General features: G+C 72.5%; 12 protein-coding genes and 1 pseudogene. 8 read left to right on the top strand and 5 right to left on the bottom strand.

Annotated elements, in window-relative coordinates:
- Positions 1 to 320: 320 nt before the first annotated feature.
- From ACIBAE_RS18885 to ACIBAE_RS18875, 3 genes are all read left to right on the top strand, one after another.
- Positions 321 to 2,321 carry a hypothetical protein gene (locus tag ACIBAE_RS18885; protein WP_399286434.1) on the top strand — a complete coding sequence of 667 codons (2,001 nt, stop codon included), beginning with the start codon at positions 321 to 323 and terminating at the stop codon, positions 2,319 to 2,321.
- 7 nt (positions 2,322 to 2,328) lie between these two features.
- Positions 2,329 to 3,807: a branched-chain amino acid ABC transporter substrate-binding protein gene (locus ACIBAE_RS18880; protein ID WP_399286432.1), complete on the top strand. Its 1,479-nt coding sequence runs from the start codon at positions 2,329 to 2,331 to the stop codon at positions 3,805 to 3,807.
- 158 nt (positions 3,808 to 3,965) lie between these two features.
- Positions 3,966 to 4,334: an STAS domain-containing protein gene (locus ACIBAE_RS18875; RefSeq protein WP_399286429.1), complete on the top strand. Its 369-nt coding sequence runs from the start codon at positions 3,966 to 3,968 to the stop codon at positions 4,332 to 4,334.
- Between the two features lie 238 nt (positions 4,335 to 4,572).
- Here the strand turns inward: ACIBAE_RS18875 and ACIBAE_RS18870 are convergent.
- A pseudogene (locus tag ACIBAE_RS18870) lies at positions 4,573 to 5,010 on the bottom strand (SRPBCC family protein); the annotation flags it as partial.
- A gap of 269 nt (positions 5,011 to 5,279) precedes the next feature.
- Here ACIBAE_RS18870 and ctaD point away from each other — a divergent pair.
- Both ctaD and ACIBAE_RS18860 read left to right on the top strand, forming a co-directional pair.
- Positions 5,280 to 7,010: a cytochrome c oxidase subunit I gene (gene ctaD, locus ACIBAE_RS18865; RefSeq protein WP_399286426.1), complete on the top strand. Its 1,731-nt coding sequence runs from the start codon at positions 5,280 to 5,282 to the stop codon at positions 7,008 to 7,010.
- 11 nt (positions 7,011 to 7,021) lie between these two features.
- Positions 7,022 to 7,381 (top strand): hypothetical protein, encoded by a 360-nt coding sequence (locus tag ACIBAE_RS18860; protein ID WP_399286423.1) that lies wholly within the window; start codon positions 7,022 to 7,024, stop codon positions 7,379 to 7,381.
- Positions 7,382 to 7,445: 64 nt separating this feature from the next.
- Here ACIBAE_RS18860 and ACIBAE_RS18855 read toward each other — a convergent pair whose 3' ends face one another.
- Positions 7,446 to 7,853, bottom strand: coding sequence for a hypothetical protein (locus ACIBAE_RS18855; protein ID WP_399286421.1), 408 nt, complete (start codon positions 7,851 to 7,853; stop codon positions 7,446 to 7,448).
- A 115-nt stretch (positions 7,854 to 7,968) separates the two neighbouring features.
- On the opposite strand from ACIBAE_RS18855, the gene ACIBAE_RS18850 reads away from it, so the two are divergent.
- Entirely contained in the window at positions 7,969 to 8,589 is a 621-nt protein-coding gene (locus ACIBAE_RS18850; RefSeq protein ID WP_399286418.1) for an L-threonylcarbamoyladenylate synthase, read from the top strand.
- An 85-nt stretch (positions 8,590 to 8,674) separates the two neighbouring features.
- Here the strand turns inward: ACIBAE_RS18850 and ACIBAE_RS18845 are convergent, their stop codons facing one another.
- Positions 8,675 to 9,346: a histidine phosphatase family protein gene (locus ACIBAE_RS18845; protein WP_399286415.1), complete on the bottom strand. Its 672-nt coding sequence runs from the start codon at positions 9,344 to 9,346 to the stop codon at positions 8,675 to 8,677.
- Entirely contained in the window at positions 9,343 to 10,836 is a 1,494-nt protein-coding gene (locus tag ACIBAE_RS18840) for an FGGY-family carbohydrate kinase (protein WP_399286545.1), read from the bottom strand. The genes ACIBAE_RS18845 and ACIBAE_RS18840 overlap by 4 nt, the downstream gene beginning before the upstream one ends.
- A gap of 220 nt (positions 10,837 to 11,056) precedes the next feature.
- On the opposite strand from ACIBAE_RS18840, the gene ACIBAE_RS18835 reads away from it, so the two are divergent.
- Both ACIBAE_RS18835 and ACIBAE_RS18830 read left to right on the top strand, forming a co-directional pair.
- Entirely contained in the window at positions 11,057 to 12,073 is a 1,017-nt protein-coding gene (locus ACIBAE_RS18835) for a 2-hydroxyacid dehydrogenase (protein ID WP_399286412.1), read from the top strand.
- A gap of 115 nt (positions 12,074 to 12,188) precedes the next feature.
- Positions 12,189 to 13,640 (top strand): FGGY family carbohydrate kinase, encoded by a 1,452-nt coding sequence (locus ACIBAE_RS18830; RefSeq protein WP_399286409.1) that lies wholly within the window; start codon positions 12,189 to 12,191, stop codon positions 13,638 to 13,640.
- Positions 13,641 to 13,716: 76 nt separating this feature from the next.
- On the opposite strand, the gene ACIBAE_RS18825 is transcribed toward ACIBAE_RS18830, so the two are convergent.
- Complete coding sequence (locus ACIBAE_RS18825) at positions 13,717 to 17,853, bottom strand: glycosyl hydrolase (RefSeq protein ID WP_399286406.1); 4,137 nt, start codon at positions 17,851 to 17,853, stop codon at positions 13,717 to 13,719.
- Positions 17,854 to 17,855 lie beyond the last annotated feature (2 nt).

Genomic DNA, 17,855 nt, shown 5'->3' with positions numbered 1-17,855 from the left:
GGGGAGGTGACCCGCCGCGCCGGACGGCACAGGCCCGGCCCGCGCGGCGCCCGCTCCGGGCGGACCCGGCACCCCGTTCCGCGTCCGCCACGCGGCCAGGTACGTATGCCCGCCGCGGGAGGCCTCATCACCCGCCGTGCGGACGGCCGGCCGCTCCGCCCGGGATCGCCGACGTTCCGCAATCGGGGTGACGCGGCCCGTACGGCGCCCTACCGTGGGCAGTCACACGCCGGGCCGGCGTAACGGGATTGGGGTGCGAGGCGGTACGGAGGATCAGGTACGGAGGAAGCGGCACGCGGGAGCACGGGGGAAGGGGATCGATGGTGGAGTCCGGCGCGGGATTAGGACTGCGCGGCCGCAGTGGCATCATGTCGCTCGTCGACGAGTGTCTGAGACAGCCGCCCGAAGCGGACCGCCCGCTCACCATGCTGCTCGGCCCGCGCGGCAGCGGCGCCAGCGAGGCCCACAGTTCGCTGATGGAGCGCTTCGGTCCCGAGCACCCCTTCGCGTACGTCAACTTCGGTGGCACCCAGTCGCTGCCGCCCCGGTACGCACTCGCCCTGCTGGCCCGCCAGTTGGAGCGGAAACTGCCGCGCTACGGCCGCTCCCGCTTTCCCCTGCTGAGCCTGGGGCTGCTCGCCTCCGACCAGGAACTGCGGATCCGCGGTCTCGCCGACGGGCGCCGCGCCGTACAGCGGCAGCTGGACCGGTTCCAGCAGGACAACGAGGACCGGCACGGGGACTATCTGGCCGCCTTCTTCGAGGTGGGCATGGGCGCGCTCGGCGTACCCGAGGGCGCCTCGACCGTCGCGCTCGCGGTCTTCCAGGACGCGCTGCGGCGCGGCCGCAACCGGCTGCCGGGCCGGGGCCTCACCGGGCGGCTCACCAGCGGCGCGTACTGGTTCGGGGCGCATCCGCTGACCCGCAACCGCGACCGGTGGGAGGCGCTCGTCGAGCTGAACCTGTGGCGGCACGAAGGCGACGAACAGGACCAGGAGCGGCTGGACCGCGTGCTGTTCTCGGCGTTCCTGGAGGATCTGCGCCGCAACGCCGACCGGTCCTTCATGCCCCGCTCGTACCTGCTGCTGCTGGACAACTCCCATTCGCCGTACGGCCGCGGTTTCCTGGACCTGCTGGTGCGCGCCCGCCATGACGACACGGTGGTGACGGGCACCCGCTGCGACCCGCTCACCGTCGTCGCCAGCTCGAACCGCTGGCTGCCCCGCTGGGGACCGGCCACCGGCGACGCCTGGCCCTGGCACCTGCGCGGCCCCGACCACGCCTCGCTCACGGACTGGAACGCCTACCGGCCGACCCGGGACAGCGAGGACACCTGGTGGTATCCGCTGCGGCTGCGCGACCTCAACCTCGACGAGGTGCGCATACGGATCGAGGTCCAGCTCGGCGGCCATCCGGACCTCGCGCCGTACACCCGTCTCGCTCCCTTCGTCCACCGCCTGACCGGCGGACTGCCGCGCGCGGTGCAGCAAGTCCTCGACGTCCTGCGGCAGTCGGGCGCCCCGGCCGAGAGCGGGCCCGAGCAGGACCGCTGGCTGCGTACGCTGCCCGACCGGCCGCTGCGTACCGGTGAAGCTCCCCGTACGCTCGCCGAAGGGGCGCTGGACCATCTGCTGCGCGGCTTCGACCCCCTGGAACGCGCGCTGCTCGCCGAGTGCGCCGCCGCCCGCGATCTGTCGGTCGGCACCCGGGTGCTCAGCGACGGGGACTCGCTGTTCGGCGAGATGCGTTCGCGCTGGCTGCTGGCCGGCCCGGGCACGTTCGTCCCGACGCTTCACCCCTGGCTGCGCCGCCTGCTGCTGTGGGAACTCGCCCGGCGCCCGGACGACTGGGACATCACGCACGAGCTGCTCGCCGAGTACTACCGGACCGAGCGGCGGCCCGTCCAGGAGATGTACCACCTGCTCGCCATGGGACGCGTCGACGAGGTGGCGGACCAGTTGGTACGGCGTTTCCCGGTGGAGCCCGCGGCGCAGTGGGTCAGTGAGTTCGACGCCGTCACCGCGGCCCCCAACCGGCTGCTGCCGGCGGACGGCGGGCCGCTGGAGCTGCTGGCCGGCCTGCGCCCCCGCCGGCAGGCCGGACGGGCCGTGGACACGGAGGCCGCGATCCAGGCTCTGGTGACCGCGCGCTGGGTGTGGAGCGATCCGCTCGCCGACCCGGGCATGCGGCTGAGCAACCTCATCGCCGACGGCTTCACCCAGCTGTCCCAGCTCCGCAGGAACGACATCGTGCCGCTCTTCAACGAGGCCGAGCGGTACCGCAACTGGCGTCATCCGCAGACATCGGCAGGGGAGGTCTGAACCGGTGATGGTGAGAATCGAGTGGCCGCTGCACATCGTGCGCCGGATCGTCTTCGGAACGGTCGCGGCAGTCGTCCTCGCGATGGGAGGCTGGCTCGGGGTGAACTGGCTGGAGACGGCCCGGGCACGCTGCGCGGACGGGGTCGTCAAACAGGGCGCGGACAACGAGTGCGTGGGCATCACCGACGGTTCGTACGTGTTCGCCGGCCATCTCGCGGCGGTCGAGAAGAAGATCAGGGAGGAGAACGCCCGGGTCGAGAAGGCCGCCGGCAAGGAGCCGTACGTCAGCGTCGCCTATCTGACCTCCTTCACGGTGACCGACGACGACAGCAACTCGCCGGAGTCGGTGCGGCACGAGCTGGAGGGCGCCTATCTGGCGCAGTACCGGCACAATCGCGGCGACCTCTCCGCATCCCCCAAGATCAAGCTGCTGCTGGCCAACCCCGGCAGCAATTCGGTCCATTGGCGCTACACGGTCGACCAGCTGATCGCCCGTCAGCACACGAAGGACCGGCTGGTCGCGGTCACCGGCCTCGGTCCCAGCACGGACGAGAACGTGGCGGCGGTCAAGCTGATGTCGGATCACGGGATCGCCATGGTCGCCTCCACCATGACAGCCACCAGCATCCAGGGCATACACGATTTCGTCCGGGTGGCACCGACCAACATCGACGAGGCGTACGCCGCTTCCGCCTATCTCAAGCGGAAGAAGTTCCGGACGGCGGTGGTCGTGCAGGACGCGGCCCGGGGCAATCTCTACGCCGCCACCCTGGGCTCGGCGTTCACCAAGGCGTACCCGGACACCGCGGACCATCGGCTGGTCGCCGAGACCATGACGTACGACTCCTCGGTGCACGACGCCTGGCTGAACGAACTCCACTTCATGTCAGGGCAGTTGTGCGACCAGAAGCCTCAGGTGATCTACTTCGCCGGCCGGGGAAGGCATCTGACCCACTTTCTCGACGCGCTCTCGAACCGGGCGTGCCAGGATCAGCGCTTCACCGTGATGGCGGGCGACGACACCACCAACCTGACGGCGGAGCAGCTTGCCGACGCCGCCCGTACGCGGATCAACGTCCTCTACACCGGCCTCGCCCATCCCGACATGTACACCACGAACCCGGAGGCGGTCTCCGCGCCGTCCGCCGCGTTCTTCGCCGAGGGCGGTCTGCTCGACACGTGGTTCCCCACCGACCCGCGCGACGACGGGCAGGCCATCATGTCCCACGACGCGGTCCTGACGGCGGCGATCGGGGCCCAGATGGCCGCCAGGGGGCAGGCGGAGGTCACCGGCGACGGCGTGGCCAGGATGTTCCACCAGATGAACGGACATCAGCAGGTGGCCGGGGCCAGCGGGTTCCTCTCCTTCCAGAACAACGGCAATCCGCGCGACAAGGCCGTTCCGGTGCTGCGGCTCACCGCCGGGGGACGGGCCGTGTTCGTCGAGGTCTCGGCCGCGCGCGGAAAGCCCCAGGAGGAGCAGTGACCGGGCGGAAGAGCTGGGCGGACGTCCCAAGTGGGCGCTTATACGTGCGAAAAAACGATCATGCCGGGCCGTCCGGTTTCGACCGCCGCCAACCGGCCAGAAGGAACCTGGCGTCGCCGCGGTATGCGCGGGGGCGGACAGGAGAGGAAACGCGGGCCGTGTTCAGTGTGACGACCGAGGCAGTAGCCGCGACGGGGGCGGTGCTCCGCCTGCGCGGGGAACTGGATCTCGACAGCGTGGTGCAGCTGGACGAGGCGGTGACCGTGTGCGTGACAGCGGGCCGGACGGTGCTGCTGGTGGACTGCACGGAGCTGGGCTTCTGCGACTCCTCCGGCATCTCCGGGCTCATACGCGGCCACCGCGCGGTGACGGCGGCCGACCCCGCCGACGGCGGTGCGGTGCATCTGGTCAATCTGCCGCCCCTGATCCGCCGGATCATCGATGTGACCGGCCTCGGCCACGTCCTTCCCGTCCACCCCGACCTGAGCACGGCGCTCGCCGTCGCCACCGCGGAAGGCGGCCGGTGACGCCCGAGCGGCCTGAGCGGCCACCTGTCCGGCGTACGGACCGTGCGAGGCAACGCCTCTGACGGAGCGTCTGTCAGCATCCCCTCCTGCCGCGTCGGGCGAGCCCGCGCCGCGCGGCCGGCCGGGCCGCTCCGTCCGGCCGGGCCACTTCCGTCGTTCCCGTGTCTGTCGGGTCTGCCGTGTCCATCGCTTCCGTCCCGTTCCTCCCGTTCCTCCCGTTCCTCCCGTCCGTCCCGTTCCTCCCGTCCGTCTGCTCGACGGCCGCCGCCAGCCGGCCGAGCATGGTCCGGTGGCGTAGCTGGATCAGCGCGTCGACAGCGGTGTTGTGCAGCAGGCCGCCCGGGCCGCGCAGCGGGTGCTCATCCATGATGACCAGCGTGTCCTGCCCCCAGGGGCGGACCTCGACGGCGATACGGGCGGTGCCGAGGGGGCCGCTGAAGACTTCGAGTTCGAGCCACCGGGGCGGCTCCAGTCGCCGGACGACGGTGCGTCCGCCGACCGACCACGGCCCGAGCCGGACCGTGTACTCGATCTTCGATCCGACCCGCGGCCAGTCCTCGTCGACCGGCCGGGAGTCGGACGTACCCACCACCCAGTCGGCGTACCGGCCGCCGTCCTCCAGCACCGCCCACACGGCGGCCGGGGTCCTCTCGATCAGCTGATGCCGTACGGCCATAGGTGCCTCCCGGGGCGTCTGGGGAGCGGGGGTCGTGGTGGCGGCCTGCCCGTGACCCCCGTGCCCGGCTTCTCCGCGACCCACGTGCCGGCGTATCCGCCGACCTGATGTACCCGTCAATCCAGCGTAAGTGAGAGTCCACCGCCCGGCGCGTCGCGGCGCGGGCGGGCGCGACGCGCCGGGGAAGGGGAGGTCTCACCACCCCGGAGAAAGCAGCGCCATGCTGCTTGCCGAGTCCATATACGGCCGTCGACCGGAGGAGCGCCGCAGTGACGACGACGGGCACAGAAGAGTCGGCCGGGGCCGACGACACCTACGAGAACGAGGTACCGGTACGGCGCAAGCACCCAGGCCAGGTGATGGTGGGGTGGCTGGTCACCACTGATCATAAGACGATCGGCACGCTGTATCTCGTTACCTCGTTCGTGTTTTTCATCATCGGCGGTCTGATGGCGCTCTTCATGCGCGCCGAGCTGGCCCGCCCCGGCACGCAGATCATGTCGAACGAGCAGTACAACCAGGCGTTCACGATCCACGGCACGATCATGCTGCTGATGTTCGCGACACCGCTGTTCGCCGGATTCACGAACTGGATCATGCCGCTGCAGATCGGCGCGCCCGATGTGGCGTTCCCGCGACTGAACATCTTCGCGTACTGGCTGTACCTCTTCGGCTCCCTGATCGTCATGGGCGCTTTCCTCACACCTCAGGGCGCGGCCGACTTCGGCTGGTTCGCGTATTCGCCCCTCACCGACGCGGTCCATTCGCCAGGGATCGGCGGCGACCTGTGGATCATGGGGCTGGCCTTCTCCGGCTTCGGCACGATCCTCGGTTCGGTCAACTTCATCACCACGATCATCTGCATGCGCGCGCCCGGCATGACGATGTTCCGGATGCCGATCTTCGTCTGGAACGTCCTGCTGACCGCCGTACTGGTGCTGCTGGCCTTCCCGATCCTGGCCGCCGCGCTCCTCGCCCTGGAGGCGGACCGCAAGTTCGGTGCGCGGGTCTTCGAAGCGGCCAACGGAGGGGCGTTGCTCTGGCAGCACCTCTTCTGGTTCTTCGGCCATCCGGAGGTGTACATCATCGCGCTGCCGTTCTTCGGCATCGTCACCGAGATCATCCCGGTCTTCAGCCGCAAGCCGATCTTCGGCTACATCGGGCTCGTCGGCGCGACCATCGCGATCGCGGGTCTCTCGGTGACGGTGTGGGCGCACCACATGTTCGTGACGGGGGGTGTGCTGCTGCCGTTCTTCTCCTTCATGACCTTCCTGATCGCGGTACCGACCGGGGTGAAGTTCTTCAACTGGATCGGCACCATGTGGAAGGGCTCACTGTCCTTCGAGACACCGATGCTCTGGACGATCGGCTTCCTGGTGACGTTCCTGTTCGGTGGTCTGACCGGCGTCATCCTGGCCTCGCCCCCGATGGACTTCCACGTCTCCGACTCGTACTTCGTCGTCGCGCACTTCCACTACGTCGTCTTCGGCACCGTGGTGTTCGCGATGTTCGCCGGCTTCCACTTCTGGTGGCCGAAGTTCACCGGCAAGATGCTGGACGAGCGGCTCGGCAAGATGACCTTCTGGACGCTGTTCGCCGGCTTCCACGGCACGTTCCTGGTGCAGCACTGGCTGGGCGCCGAGGGCATGCCCCGGCGGTACGCGGACTACCTCGCCTCCGACGGTTTCACCGCGCTGAACACGGTGTCCTCCATCTCGTCGTTCGTCCTCGGCCTGTCGATGCTGCCGTTCTTCTACAACGTCTGGAAGACCGCCAAGTACGGCAAGAAGATCGAGGTCGACGACCCCTGGGGCTACGGCCGTTCGCTGGAGTGGGCGACATCGTGCCCGCCGCCGCGGCACAACTTCGTCACCATGCCGCGCATCCGCTCCGAATCCCCGGCGTTCGACCTGCACTACCCCGCCATCCGGGCACTGGAGGACGCCCACAACCGCCCCTCCACCGCGACCACGGTGGCGCCCGGGGACAAGCAGGCGTGAGGAAGGGATACGTGGAGCGCGACAGGGACAGCGGTGGCAGGGGCGAGAGCGCTCGCGGTCTCGCCCAGCTGGAGGGCTATCTGCTGTGGAGTGCGGAGATCGGGGAGGCCCGGTCCCGGGCGGTCCGTTTCACCGAGCAGTTGCCCTGGCTGACGACCGCCCAGCGCGAGGACGTGGAGCGCGTGTACGCGGCCGACCGCATGTCCGCCTCCCGGGCGACGCTCGTACGGGTCTCCGACCGCGCCGCCGAACTGCGCGGGGAGTACGCGCGGCGGTACCGGCAGCTCAGGACGCGCTGCGTGGCGGCGACCGTGGTGGCCGTCGGCGCGGCGAGCGGCACCTGCACGGCGCTCACGCTCCTGACCCGCTGAGGGCCCCGCCGAGGGGGCACTGTGAGCCCCCCGCGAGCCCCGGTGAGGGGCCCCTATGAGGGATTCAGCGCGCACCGCGGCGCCGGGAGTGCGGATCCTTCGGATCCTGTGGGTGCTGCGGGTCCACACCGGTGTAGGCGGAGGAGTCCTTGCTGCCGCTGGGCCGGTCCGACCGCCCCTTGCGGCCTGTGTCGTGCATGCCCTCGCGGGACTTCCCGGCGCGGTCCTCACCGCGTCCGGAGGTGCTCTCCACCGGGGAGCCGGCCAGCGACTCCTTCTTGTCCTCGGCGGAAGAGGTGGTGCGTCCCTTGTCCGGTTCGGGGGCGTACTGATCGGGGTGGAAGGAACGGTGTGCGCTGGGATTGGCCTGCTGGGCGGTCTCGTCGACGTCCGGCGACCATCCGTGCTGCTCACGCCCCTTGAATTGTCCCGGGCCCGCACTGTTGGGGGGTTGGCTGCGCTTCTTCGACATAAGAGGAGCCTTCCTGTTGTGTCCAATCATACGCAAATCACCCTAAAGTCAGGAAATGGGATGGAGAGGCCCGTCCCGCACAACCGTGTGCGGGACGGGCCTCTAGACTCGGCGGATGGCAAAGTATTTCGACGTGCATCCCGAGAATCCACAGCGGCGCACCATCAGCAGCGTGGCGGACAGCATCAGGTCCGGCGCGCTCGTCGCGTACCCGACGGACTCCTGTTACGCGTTGGGGTGCCAGCTGGGCAGTCGTGACGGCATCGGCCGGATCCGGTCGATCCGGAACCTCGACGATCGTCACCACTTCACCCTCATGTGCCAGAACTTCGCGCAGCTGGGTGAGTTCGTGCATGTCGACAACGACGTGTTCCGCGCGATCAAGGCGGCGACGCCCGGCAGTTACACCTTCATCCTGCCCGCGACGAGGGTGGTGCCGCGCCAGTTGCTGCACCCGAAGAAGAAGACGGTCGGTGTCAGGATTCCCGACCACGCCGTCACGCAGGCTCTTCTCGCCGAACTCGGTGAGCCGCTGCTCTCCAGCACCCTGCTCCTGCCCGACGAGGAGGAGCCGATGACACAGGGCTGGGAGATCAAGGAACGTCTCGACAACCTGGTGGACGCGGTGGTCGACTCGGGCGACTGCGGCACCGTGCCGACCACGGTCATCGACTTCTCCGGCGGTGAACCGGAGATCGTACGCCGGGGGGCGGGCGACACGACGCGGTTCGAGTGACCCGTCGACGGCGGCAGCTTGCCGGGCGGACATCGCCGGTCGCGGCGCCGGACACCGGTCGCGTCACCTGGCACCGGTCGCGGCGCTAGGTGACGGAAACGCCTTGGTCCGTCGGCACGTTGAAGGACATGAGGGCGACCTGTCCCGCCGAGACGCGCAACTCGGTGATCGCGCAGTTGCGCAGTCCGGGGAACACCCGGCGGTACTCCCTCCCGGGGATCCCGAGCAGCCGGCACAGCACCAGCCGGAACAGGGTGTTGTGGGCGACGACCAGGACGCGACGTCCCGGGTGGGTGGCGGCCAGGCGGAGCAGCGCGTCGGCGCCTCGCGCGGCGGCTGCCGGCGGGTCCTCGCCCGCCGGCAGCGGGTGGGCGGCGGGGTCGCGGAGGAAGGCCGTGGTCTCCCGTGGGTGAGAGGTTTCGAGTTCGGCCAGGGTCCGGCCCTCGGCGATCCCGAAGTCGATCTCCCGCAACTCCGGTTCGCTCACGGCGTCCAGGCCCGTGGAGCGGATCGCGGGTCCGGCGGTGCGGCGGGCGCGGGAGAGCGGTGAGGTCACGATCGCGTCGAGGCCGGCGCCGGCGGCCCAGGCCCCGAGCCCTTCGGCCTGCTCCCTTCCTCGCTCCGTCAGATCGATGTCGCTGACGCCGGTGTAGCGGTTCTCCGCGTGCCAGACGGTTTCCCCGTGCCGCGCCAGGAAGAGCGTCGTGGGTGCGGGCGAGGTGGGCGAGGTGAGTGGTCCGGGTGGTGCGGGTGTCATCCGTGCTCCCGTGCGTAGGCGGCGGTCCGCGGGGGCAGCCAGCCGCGTCGTTCGAGTTCGTCGACCAGGGTGACGAACGGCTCGGCGAAACGGCGGCCGGCCCGCGGCCGTGGTTCCAGGATCGTACGGACGCGCACCATGGAGCGGAGTGCGGACAGCGGTACGGGAACGGAATCGTCCGCCGTCGCCGAGGCGCCGCGCGACACTCCGTGGGCGGCGAGCACCGCCATACCGAGGGCGGAGTCGGTGTGTTCGGGAATGATGGCGGTCCTGCCCATTACGTCCGCGCGCAGTTGGTTCCAGTACGGACTGCGGGTCGCGCCGCCGGTGAAGGTGACCGGCCCGTCGACCGGGGCGCCCAGGAGTCCGACGTACGCGAGACACAGCCGCTCCACGAGCGCGACGCCCTGGAGCAGCGCGGCGTGGTGGTCGGCGTCGTCGACGGGCCTGCCCAGCAGGAAGGCTTCGGCGTCGGCGGCCAGGAACGGGAAGCGCTCCCCGCGCGAGACCAGGGGGTACGCGACGGCGCTCGCCGGCTCCCGGTCGGCGGCGAGGCGGTCGAGGCGTGCCAGGTCCGCCCCGGGGAATGCCTGGGTCAGGGCGCCGGCTCCGACGCTGGAGGCGCCGCCGGGCAGCCAGGTCCCGTCAGGGGAACGGTGGCTGTAGAGGACTCCCGCCGGATCGCGGAGGGGTTCCGCCGTAACGCCCTTGAGGACGAGAGTGGTACCGAGGACGGTGTTCCACTGTCCGGTCTCCCAGGCTCCCGAGCCGAGTTGGGCGGCGCAGCCGTCGGTCATGCCCGCGAGGACGGGGGTGCCTTCGGCGAGGCCCGTACCGGCCGCGGCCTCGCGGCACACCGTTCCGAGCAGGGTACCGGGGGCCACCACGTCAGGGAAGTCGAGTCCGGACAGGCCGAGTTCCTCGTGGACGGCGGTGGGCCAGGTGCGGGCCCGCGGGTCGTAGCCGGTCTTGAGGGCGTGGCTGGAGTCGGTCGGGACAGGGCCACCGACGAGCCGGCCGGTGACGAAGTCCGGCTGATGGCAGACGCGGGCGCCCCGGAAACCGGGCGCGCCGGGGCCCCGGTCGGCGCGGACGAGCCAGAGCAGTTTGGCGAGGGCCCAGCTCGGCTGGATGCGGTGTCCGAGTGCGCGCCACACGTCGGCGCCCGCTTCCTGGGCGTCACGGGCCTCGGCCCCGGCCCGGCCGTCGTCGTACATGAGCGCCGGCGTCAGGGGCGTACCGCGTGCGTCGGTCAGCAGGACGGTGCCGGACGTGCCGCACACAGCGAGCCCCCGTACCCGCGCGGCGGAGAGGTGACGGAGCGTCTGGCGGATCGCGGTGCGGGCGCCTTCCCACCAGTCGGCCGGAAGCTGTTCGTGCCGGTTCCCGTCGCGGCGACCGGTGAGGGGGGCGGAGCCGCGACCGAGCACGTGCCCGTCGTCGGTGACGGCCAGAGCGCGCACGCTCTGCGTCCCCAGGTCGATGCCCATCCAGACGTCCGGGTGGCGTCTCTCCGTCACCAGTTCCCCGCCTTCCTACGATGCTCGCCCGATATATCACTATTGATGTTATAGGCTCAGCGTCACCCGTTATGCGCGGAACGGGACCGGGGACGCGGACTCCGCCACCTGCGGGCGGCATCCGCGCGAGGCCGCCCCGGCCTGAGCGCTCCCCACCACGTGCCCCACGCACCGCAAGGAGACCTCGCCGATGCGCATCCTCGCCGCGGGCGACCACTTCGTCGCCCCCGAACTCTTCTCCCGGGAGCTGACGGCACAGATCGGCGCCGGCCACACGATCGACGAACTGCTCCTCCCCTGGCCGCTGACGCCCTTCGGTCCCGTCTCCGAGGTCACCGAGGCGTCCGGTGACGAAGGGACCGTCGCCGCCGCGCTGCGCGAGGCCGAGGTGTGCGTGACCCAGATGGCCCCGGTGACCCGGAAGGTCCTCGACGGCGCGCCCGGCCTGCGTCTGGTGGTCGTCGGCCGGGGCGGCCCCGTCAATGTCAACCTCGAAGCGGCGAAGGAGCGCGGCGTCCAGGTCTGCAACACCCCCGGCCGCAACGCCGCCGCCACGGCCGAATACACCGTCGGGCTGATGCTGGCCGCCATGCGCCGCATCCCGGAGACGTCGGCCGCGCTCACCGCGGGCCGCTGGGCGGGCGAGTTCTACACGTACGGGAACTGCGGTCCCGGACTGGACGGAGCGGCCGTCGGGCTGATCGGCTGCGGGGCGGTCGGCAGCCGGGTGGCCCGCGCCCTCACCGCCCTCGGCGCGCACGTCCGGGTGTACGACCCTTACGCCGACCCCGACGTCCTGCGCGCCGTGGGCACGCCCGTGACCGGCCTCGACGATCTGCTCCGGCACTCCGACGTGGTCTCGCTGCACGCGCGGCTGACCCCCGAGACGCGCGGTCTGCTCGGCGCCCGCGAACTGGCCCTGCTCCCCGAGGGCGCGGTCGTGGTCAACTGCGCGCGGGGCGCGCTGCTGGACGAGGACGCGCTGTGCGACGCCCTGGAGTCGGGCCGGCTCGCGGCGGCCGGGCTCGACGTGTTCGCCGTGGAGCCTCCGCCGCCGGGATCGCGCCTCCGGTCCGCTCCCCGGCTGGTCATGACCCCCCACCTGGCGGGCGCGAACACCTCGGTCGCGCACAACGCGGCGCGGGTCGCGGCCGCCGAGGTCGGCCGGTTCCTGCGCGGCGAGGCGCTCGCCCACCGTGTCGTCTGAGGGCGCGCCGGAACAGCGCGCCCGGAGAGAAGACGCCCGGAGTGAACACCCCCGGAGAAAGCACGCCCGGAGAAAGCACGGCGGCAGAAGGCACGGCGGGAGAAGAGGAGACACGGTGTTCGTCGGACTGGACATGGGGACCTCGGTGGCCAAGGCGGTGGCCTACGCCGAGGACGGCACGGCGCTGCGCGCGGAATCGACGTCGCTCTCGCTCGGCGGGCGGGGTGAACACGTGGAACAGGACGTCGAAGAGGTGGTGCGCGCCGCCACGGACGTCCTGGCGGCGGTGACCGGGGGCCGTACGCCCGCCCTGGTCGCCCTCACCGGCCAGGGCGACGGCCTGTGGCTCGTCGACACCGGGGGACGGCCCGTACGCCCCGCGCTGTCCTGGATGGACGGCCGGGCAGGTGACCTCGTCGGCCGGTGGATGGCCGACGGCACCGCGGATCACCTCTACCGGCGCACCGGGAACGTCCTGTTCCCCGGTTCCCCGGGGCCCCTCCTGGCCTGGCTGGACCGCAACGAGCCGGCGTCCCTGGACGCTGCCACGACCGCCGCGTGCTGCAAGGACGTGCTCCATCTGCGCCTCACCGGCGAGCGCGGTACCGACCTCTCCGACGCGTCCGTCCCCTTCCTCGACCCGCGTACCCGGGCCTACTCCCCCGACGCGCTCACGGCCCTCGGACTCGGGCACCGCGCGGAGCTGCTGCCCCCGATCGCGACGACCCTGCCGTACGGGGAGGCACGCGGGCGCACCCCCGGGCTGCCCGACGGGACCCCCGTCACCTCGGGGCCGTACGACCTTCCCGCGTGCGCGATCGGCGCGGGGGTGACCGAGCCCGGTGACGGGCTCCTCATCGTCGGTACGACCCTGGCGTGCCAGGTCGTCGTCGAGCGGGTCGCGTTCGACGACGAACCGGTCGGCTTCCACCTCGCCACGGCCCGGCCCGACCGCCACCTGCGTGCCCTGCCGGCGATGACCGGCACCGTCGCGCTCGACTGGGTGCTCGGCATCACCGGCAGCTCCCACGACCAGGTCTCCGCCCTGCTGGGCGACACCCCGCGCGGCGCCCGGGGCGTCGCCGCACTGCCCTACCTCTCCCCCTCGGGTGAACGCGCGCCGTTCGTCGACCCCACCGCGCGGGCGGAGTTCACCGGCCTCGACCTGCGGGCCTCACGCGCCGATCTCGTCCGTGCCATGTGCGAGGCGATCGCGTTCGCGGCCCGGCACTGCCTGGAGGCCGCGGGACTGACAGGCGAACTGGCCGTGTGCGGCGGCGGCACGCGCAGCCTCGGGTGGCTGCGCCTGTTCGCCGATGTGCTCGGCCGGCCCCTGCGTGTCGCGCGCGGACCGGAGACCGGCGCGCGGGGAGCCGTGCTGGCCGGGATCGCCTCCCGGGGCCCTGCCTTCGGACGCGGCGTGGACGTCGCCGCGTGGACGGCGCCCGAGGTGGTGGTGGACCCGGATCCGGCGGGTGTCGAATTCTACGACCGGGCGTACATCGACTACCTGTTCCGGGTCGCGAGCGCCCGGGAACGCTGGCAGGGCCCCGCCGACACCCGCTGAGCCGGGGCACGCCGGGGAAGCCCGCCGGACCATGGCGCCGGGGTGGTGCGGTCCTGCTTCGGCGCCGTGGTGAGCCTTACGTCAGGTGCAGGCGGACCGGGCCCATCAGGCCCGTCACCCGCTGGCCCGGGAAGACGAAGTGCGTCGGGCTCGTCGCGTCCAGGTGGGGTGCCAGTGTGCCGAAGACGGTGATCTCGATCGTGTGGGGCCCGGGCCCCACGAGTCCCGTCACATCGAAGACGTACGGGGAGCAGACCCGCACACCGGCACGGACACCGCCGACCCGCACCTCCGCCGTGCCGCGCACCCGGCCGAGGTCGAGGGAGACCCGGCGCGCGACGGTGTCGGCGGGCAGCGTCACCTCGCGGGTGTAGCGCACGCCGCCGCTGTACTCGGCGAGCCCGTGCGTCTCCCAGTCCCCGAGATGCATCCGGCCCTGGCCGACGGAGCAGCGCAAGGGGCCGGCCAGCGCGGCGCCACCCTGGTGGCCGGGGTGGGTCTCGACCCGCAGGGCGGCGGTGCGCGGGCCACGACGGCCGTCGGCGGACAGGTCGAGGGTCAGCGTGCGGGCGCCGCCGGGGGGCCCGCCGGTGGCGGTCGCGACGCGCGCGCGGCCGTCGACGAACACGGTCGTGCGGCCGTGTGTATCGACCGTCAACCGGTCTGCTCCCGGGGGGAGTTCGCACCACAGCCATTCGACCGCGGGCCGCCCTCCGGGGACGGCGAACGTGACCGGGAGCACCGTGCCGTCGTCGGTGTCCGGGTCCAGCCACGCGGCGCCGGGCAGCGGATGCGGTCTGCGGCGCAGGTACAGGGCGGCGGGGTCGCCGACCGGCTCGCGCCGCACCACGACCGGCAACCGGCCGCCGGGCCGCTCGGCCCACCACCCGGCGTCGCTGTGCAGGGTCACCACCCGGTCGGGGGTCTCGCCGCCGCCGAGGAGGACGGCGTCGACCAGGACGGCGGGATCGGCGCCGCCCGCCGTCTCCACGGTGAGGTCGTTGTCCCCGACCCGCAGGGCCGCCGCGACGTCGTGCCGCCGCACGCGCGGCACCGCGTGTTCGGCGTACGGGTCGAATCCGCCCTGCCGGCCCACCACGTGCCCGTTGACCCGCAGGACGCAGGTCCCCCGGGCGGCCACCTGGACGATCGCCCGTACGGGGAGCGCGGTCAGCGTCAGGGTCGTACCGACGGTGGCCCGTCCGCCGTCCGCGCGGGGGCCGGGCGCGAGGACCCACTCCGGCCGACGGTAGCGGTCCGGGTCGCGTACGAGCGCCACGTGGGCGCGCAGGTCGACGTCCTGATCGGGCGTCAGGTCGAGTTCGAGAAGGTGCCGGCCCGCGTCCGCCCGTACCGGCCCCAGGGCCAGATGGCCGCCGTCCTCCAGGGTGACGGGCGTACCGGCGAGGCGCGCTGTCTTCGCCGCCGCGGCGCCGACCGCGAGGTGGCCGTCGAAGGCTTCGCCGAGGAGGAGTTCGACGCGGACGCGGACGCGGGTCCCGGCGGGCGTCGGACCGAGGTGGACGAACTCCTCCGGGACGTGCCCCTTCGGCCCCAGGACGGCGCGGTGGACGGGGTCCTTGTGGATGCCCCGGCTGTCGGACCACACGAGGGGCGCGGGACCGGCGCCGCCGGCTCCGAGCACGGTCGCGCGCGGCCCGAACGTCGCGTGGACGGTCCCCACCGCCGGGTCGCCGATGCGGTGGGTCAGCGCCCATCCGTCGCGTACGCCGTCCTCGCCCGGGCCTTCCACCCGGTGCCGGAACGCGCGGCGTTCGGTCCCGGCAGGTCCTGCCGGTCCGGCGGGCGGGCCGGTCGCGGGCCGTGCGAAGTCGCCCCAGGTGTCGTCCAGGGTCGGGACCAGCGCGACGTCCCACTCGGCGTCGGCGGGGATCTCGACGGTCGGACCGGGCCCGGGCGGCCCGACCGGGGGCGGCCCGCTCCCCGTCTCCTCCGGGGTCCGCGCGGGAAAGACCAGCAGGGCCGCGGGTCCGGTGTCGAAGGGCACGTCGACGTCGACGGCCCGGGCGTCGTCGGCGGCGGCCCTGACCGGCAGTGTGCGGGGCTCACCGCCGAAGGGGTCGAGCAGCACGGCCGGACCGTCGACGTCCCGTACGCGTACCCGCGCGACGCGCTCGTAGCCGGCGGGGTCGAAGTCGTAGCGGGCGTCGAGCCAGCCCAGTGCGGCGCCGCGCTCGTCGGGGGCCGCCACGGCCGCCCGGGTCGCGCGGGGCGCGGCGGCGGTCAGGAACACCACCGTGGCGTCGTCCACCCGGCGCGCCAGCGCGGGCACCGACGCGCGGACGACCGGGACCGGCTCGCCCAGCGACGCGGCCAGGGCATCCGTCGTGGGGACGAAGACGGCCCGGCCGTCGTCGAAGCACGCGCGCACCCCGTCCAGGAGGGCGTCCCCGTCCGGGCCGAGGACGAGTTCGGGGACGGCGCCGAGCGCGATCACGTTTCCGCCGGCCGAGGCGAACGCGACGAGTCGCCTCGCGGTGTCCCCCTCCAGGACCGAGCAGGCGGGCAGCACGACCGTCGCGTACGCCTCTTCCGCCACGCACAGCCGTGTGCCGCCGCCCGTTCCTGTCCCCTGCTCCCCTTGTCCCCCCTGTTCCCCGGCACGTACCCGGGCGCGGGCCAGGGACGCGTCGTCGATCACGTCGGCGTCGAGACCGAGCCGGTCGAACACGCCGGGCCGGGTCCTGAACCAGGACATGTCCCCGACGAGTTCGAGGTACGTCGCCTGGGCGCGCGCCCCCTCGGCGCGGACGCCGTCGAGGGCCGCGCCCGCCTGCGCCGTGGTGGTGGGCAGCAGGATCGCGGTGTCGCAGAGGTGACGGCCGAGGCTGAGGACCGCGCAGAGCCGGGTCACGGCGTCGGCGAAGACCCGGTGGTGACGCCAGTAGGGCTGGCGCCAGTCCGTGCCGGGCGGGGCCCACTCCCACCAGCCGCCCTTGGTCGTGTAGTAGACGGCGTGCGGGTTGTAGAGGGTCGCCCCGGCGCGCAGCCACGGCAGGAGCCAGTCGAACGTCTCCTCCAGCGTGCCGCCCCAGCCGGTGGAGTGGAAGGCCTCGATCCAAGTGCGGGGCCGGCCGTACAGATGGGCCAGTGAGGAGTGGATGCGGGCGTCGCCGTGGTGGTCGGAGCCGGGCGCGGAGAACCACCGGTGCGTACGGGCGTAGTCGGCGTACAGCTCCACGCCGGCGATGGGGTGTCCGGCGCGGGCCGGATCCTGCTGGTCGCAGCCGACGGTCAGCCCGTGGCGCTCGTGCCAGGCGGCGAGGGGCCGGAAGAAGGCCTCTTCGGCGAGTTCGGCGCGGGTCACGTGGAAGTCGCGCCGGACGCGCTGGGCGTCCGGGTCCGGGCTGTCGCCGTACAGGGCGCCGAGGCGGGGCAGGAGATCGTACCCGCGCAGCCGCAGGAAGGCGTCGGCGAACCCGGCCGACCAGGTGGGCAGGGCCGGCAGTTCGTCCTGGAACGAACCGACGACGACGGTCCCGAGCCGCTCGCCGAGGCGCCGCTCGAACGCGCCGTGCACCCGGTCCAGCAGGGCCGTACAGGCGTCGGCACCGAGGTAGTCGAAGCCGTGGGTCACCTGGTGATGGAGCGTCAGGCGCCACCGTCCGGGGCCCGGCGCCCGGACGACCGGGCCGTCGGACCGGTCGTCCACGGTGAGCGGGACGGCCGGTCCGGAGGGCCGGTCGTCCTGGTCGAGCGGTTCCGCGCAGGCCGCGAGGGGCCCCGTGTGCGCGGGGCAGCGCAGCTCGCCGCCCCCGTCCCCGCCCCCGCCCCCGCCCCCGCCCCCGTCGCCGTCGACCACGGCGCGGACGCGTGCGAGCCGGCGGCCGGCGTAGGCGGGATGCTGGTCGACGAGGCGGGCCTGGAGATCGGCTCCGGAGAATCCGAGCTGGTCGTAGAACCAGAGACTCACGCCGCGGGCGCGCGCGTCGTCGCAGACGCCTTCGAGCAGGTCCCACCACGCGTCGGACTGGAACGGCGGATCGTCGGCGTCGGACCCGAACAGCGGCCCCGACGGCGCCAGGTTGAGCAGGACCAGGTTGTAGACACCGCCTTCCGCGAAGCGGTCGAGCTGGGCCCGCAGGCGCGCGCGGTCGAGCCGCTCCCCGCTCCACCACCAGATGGCGGTCGGCGAGAACGCGCGCGGCGGTACGTCCAGGATCGCCGTGATACGGGGCGGCAGCTGTGTCACGC

This window comes from Streptomyces sp. NPDC051569 (genome assembly GCF_044454085.1).
Classification (GTDB): domain Bacteria; phylum Actinomycetota; class Actinomycetes; order Streptomycetales; family Streptomycetaceae; genus Streptomyces.
Note: the sequence above shows the minus strand (reverse complement) of the source record. Positions and strands in the feature narration are given on the sequence as shown.

Bases quoted from the DNA above. Each gene is read 5' to 3' on its own strand.
- ACIBAE_RS18835 (WP_399286412.1), top strand. From the start codon at position 11,057: ATGCGCATCCTCGCCGCGGGCGACCACTTCGTCGCCCCCGAACTCTTC.
- ACIBAE_RS18855 (WP_399286421.1), bottom strand. From the start codon at position 7,853: ATGTCGAAGAAGCGCAGCCAACCCCCCAACAGTGCGGGCCCGGGACAA.
- ACIBAE_RS18850 (WP_399286418.1), top strand. From the start codon at position 7,969: ATGGCAAAGTATTTCGACGTGCATCCCGAGAATCCACAGCGGCGCACC.
- ACIBAE_RS18840 (WP_399286545.1), bottom strand. From the start codon at position 10,836: ATGGGCATCGACCTGGGGACGCAGAGCGTGCGCGCTCTGGCCGTCACC.
- ACIBAE_RS18845 (WP_399286415.1), bottom strand. From the start codon at position 9,346: ATGACACCCGCACCACCCGGACCACTCACCTCGCCCACCTCGCCCGCA.
- ACIBAE_RS18885 (WP_399286434.1), top strand. From the start codon at position 321: ATGGTGGAGTCCGGCGCGGGATTAGGACTGCGCGGCCGCAGTGGCATC.
- ACIBAE_RS18880 (WP_399286432.1), top strand. From the start codon at position 2,329: ATGGTGAGAATCGAGTGGCCGCTGCACATCGTGCGCCGGATCGTCTTC.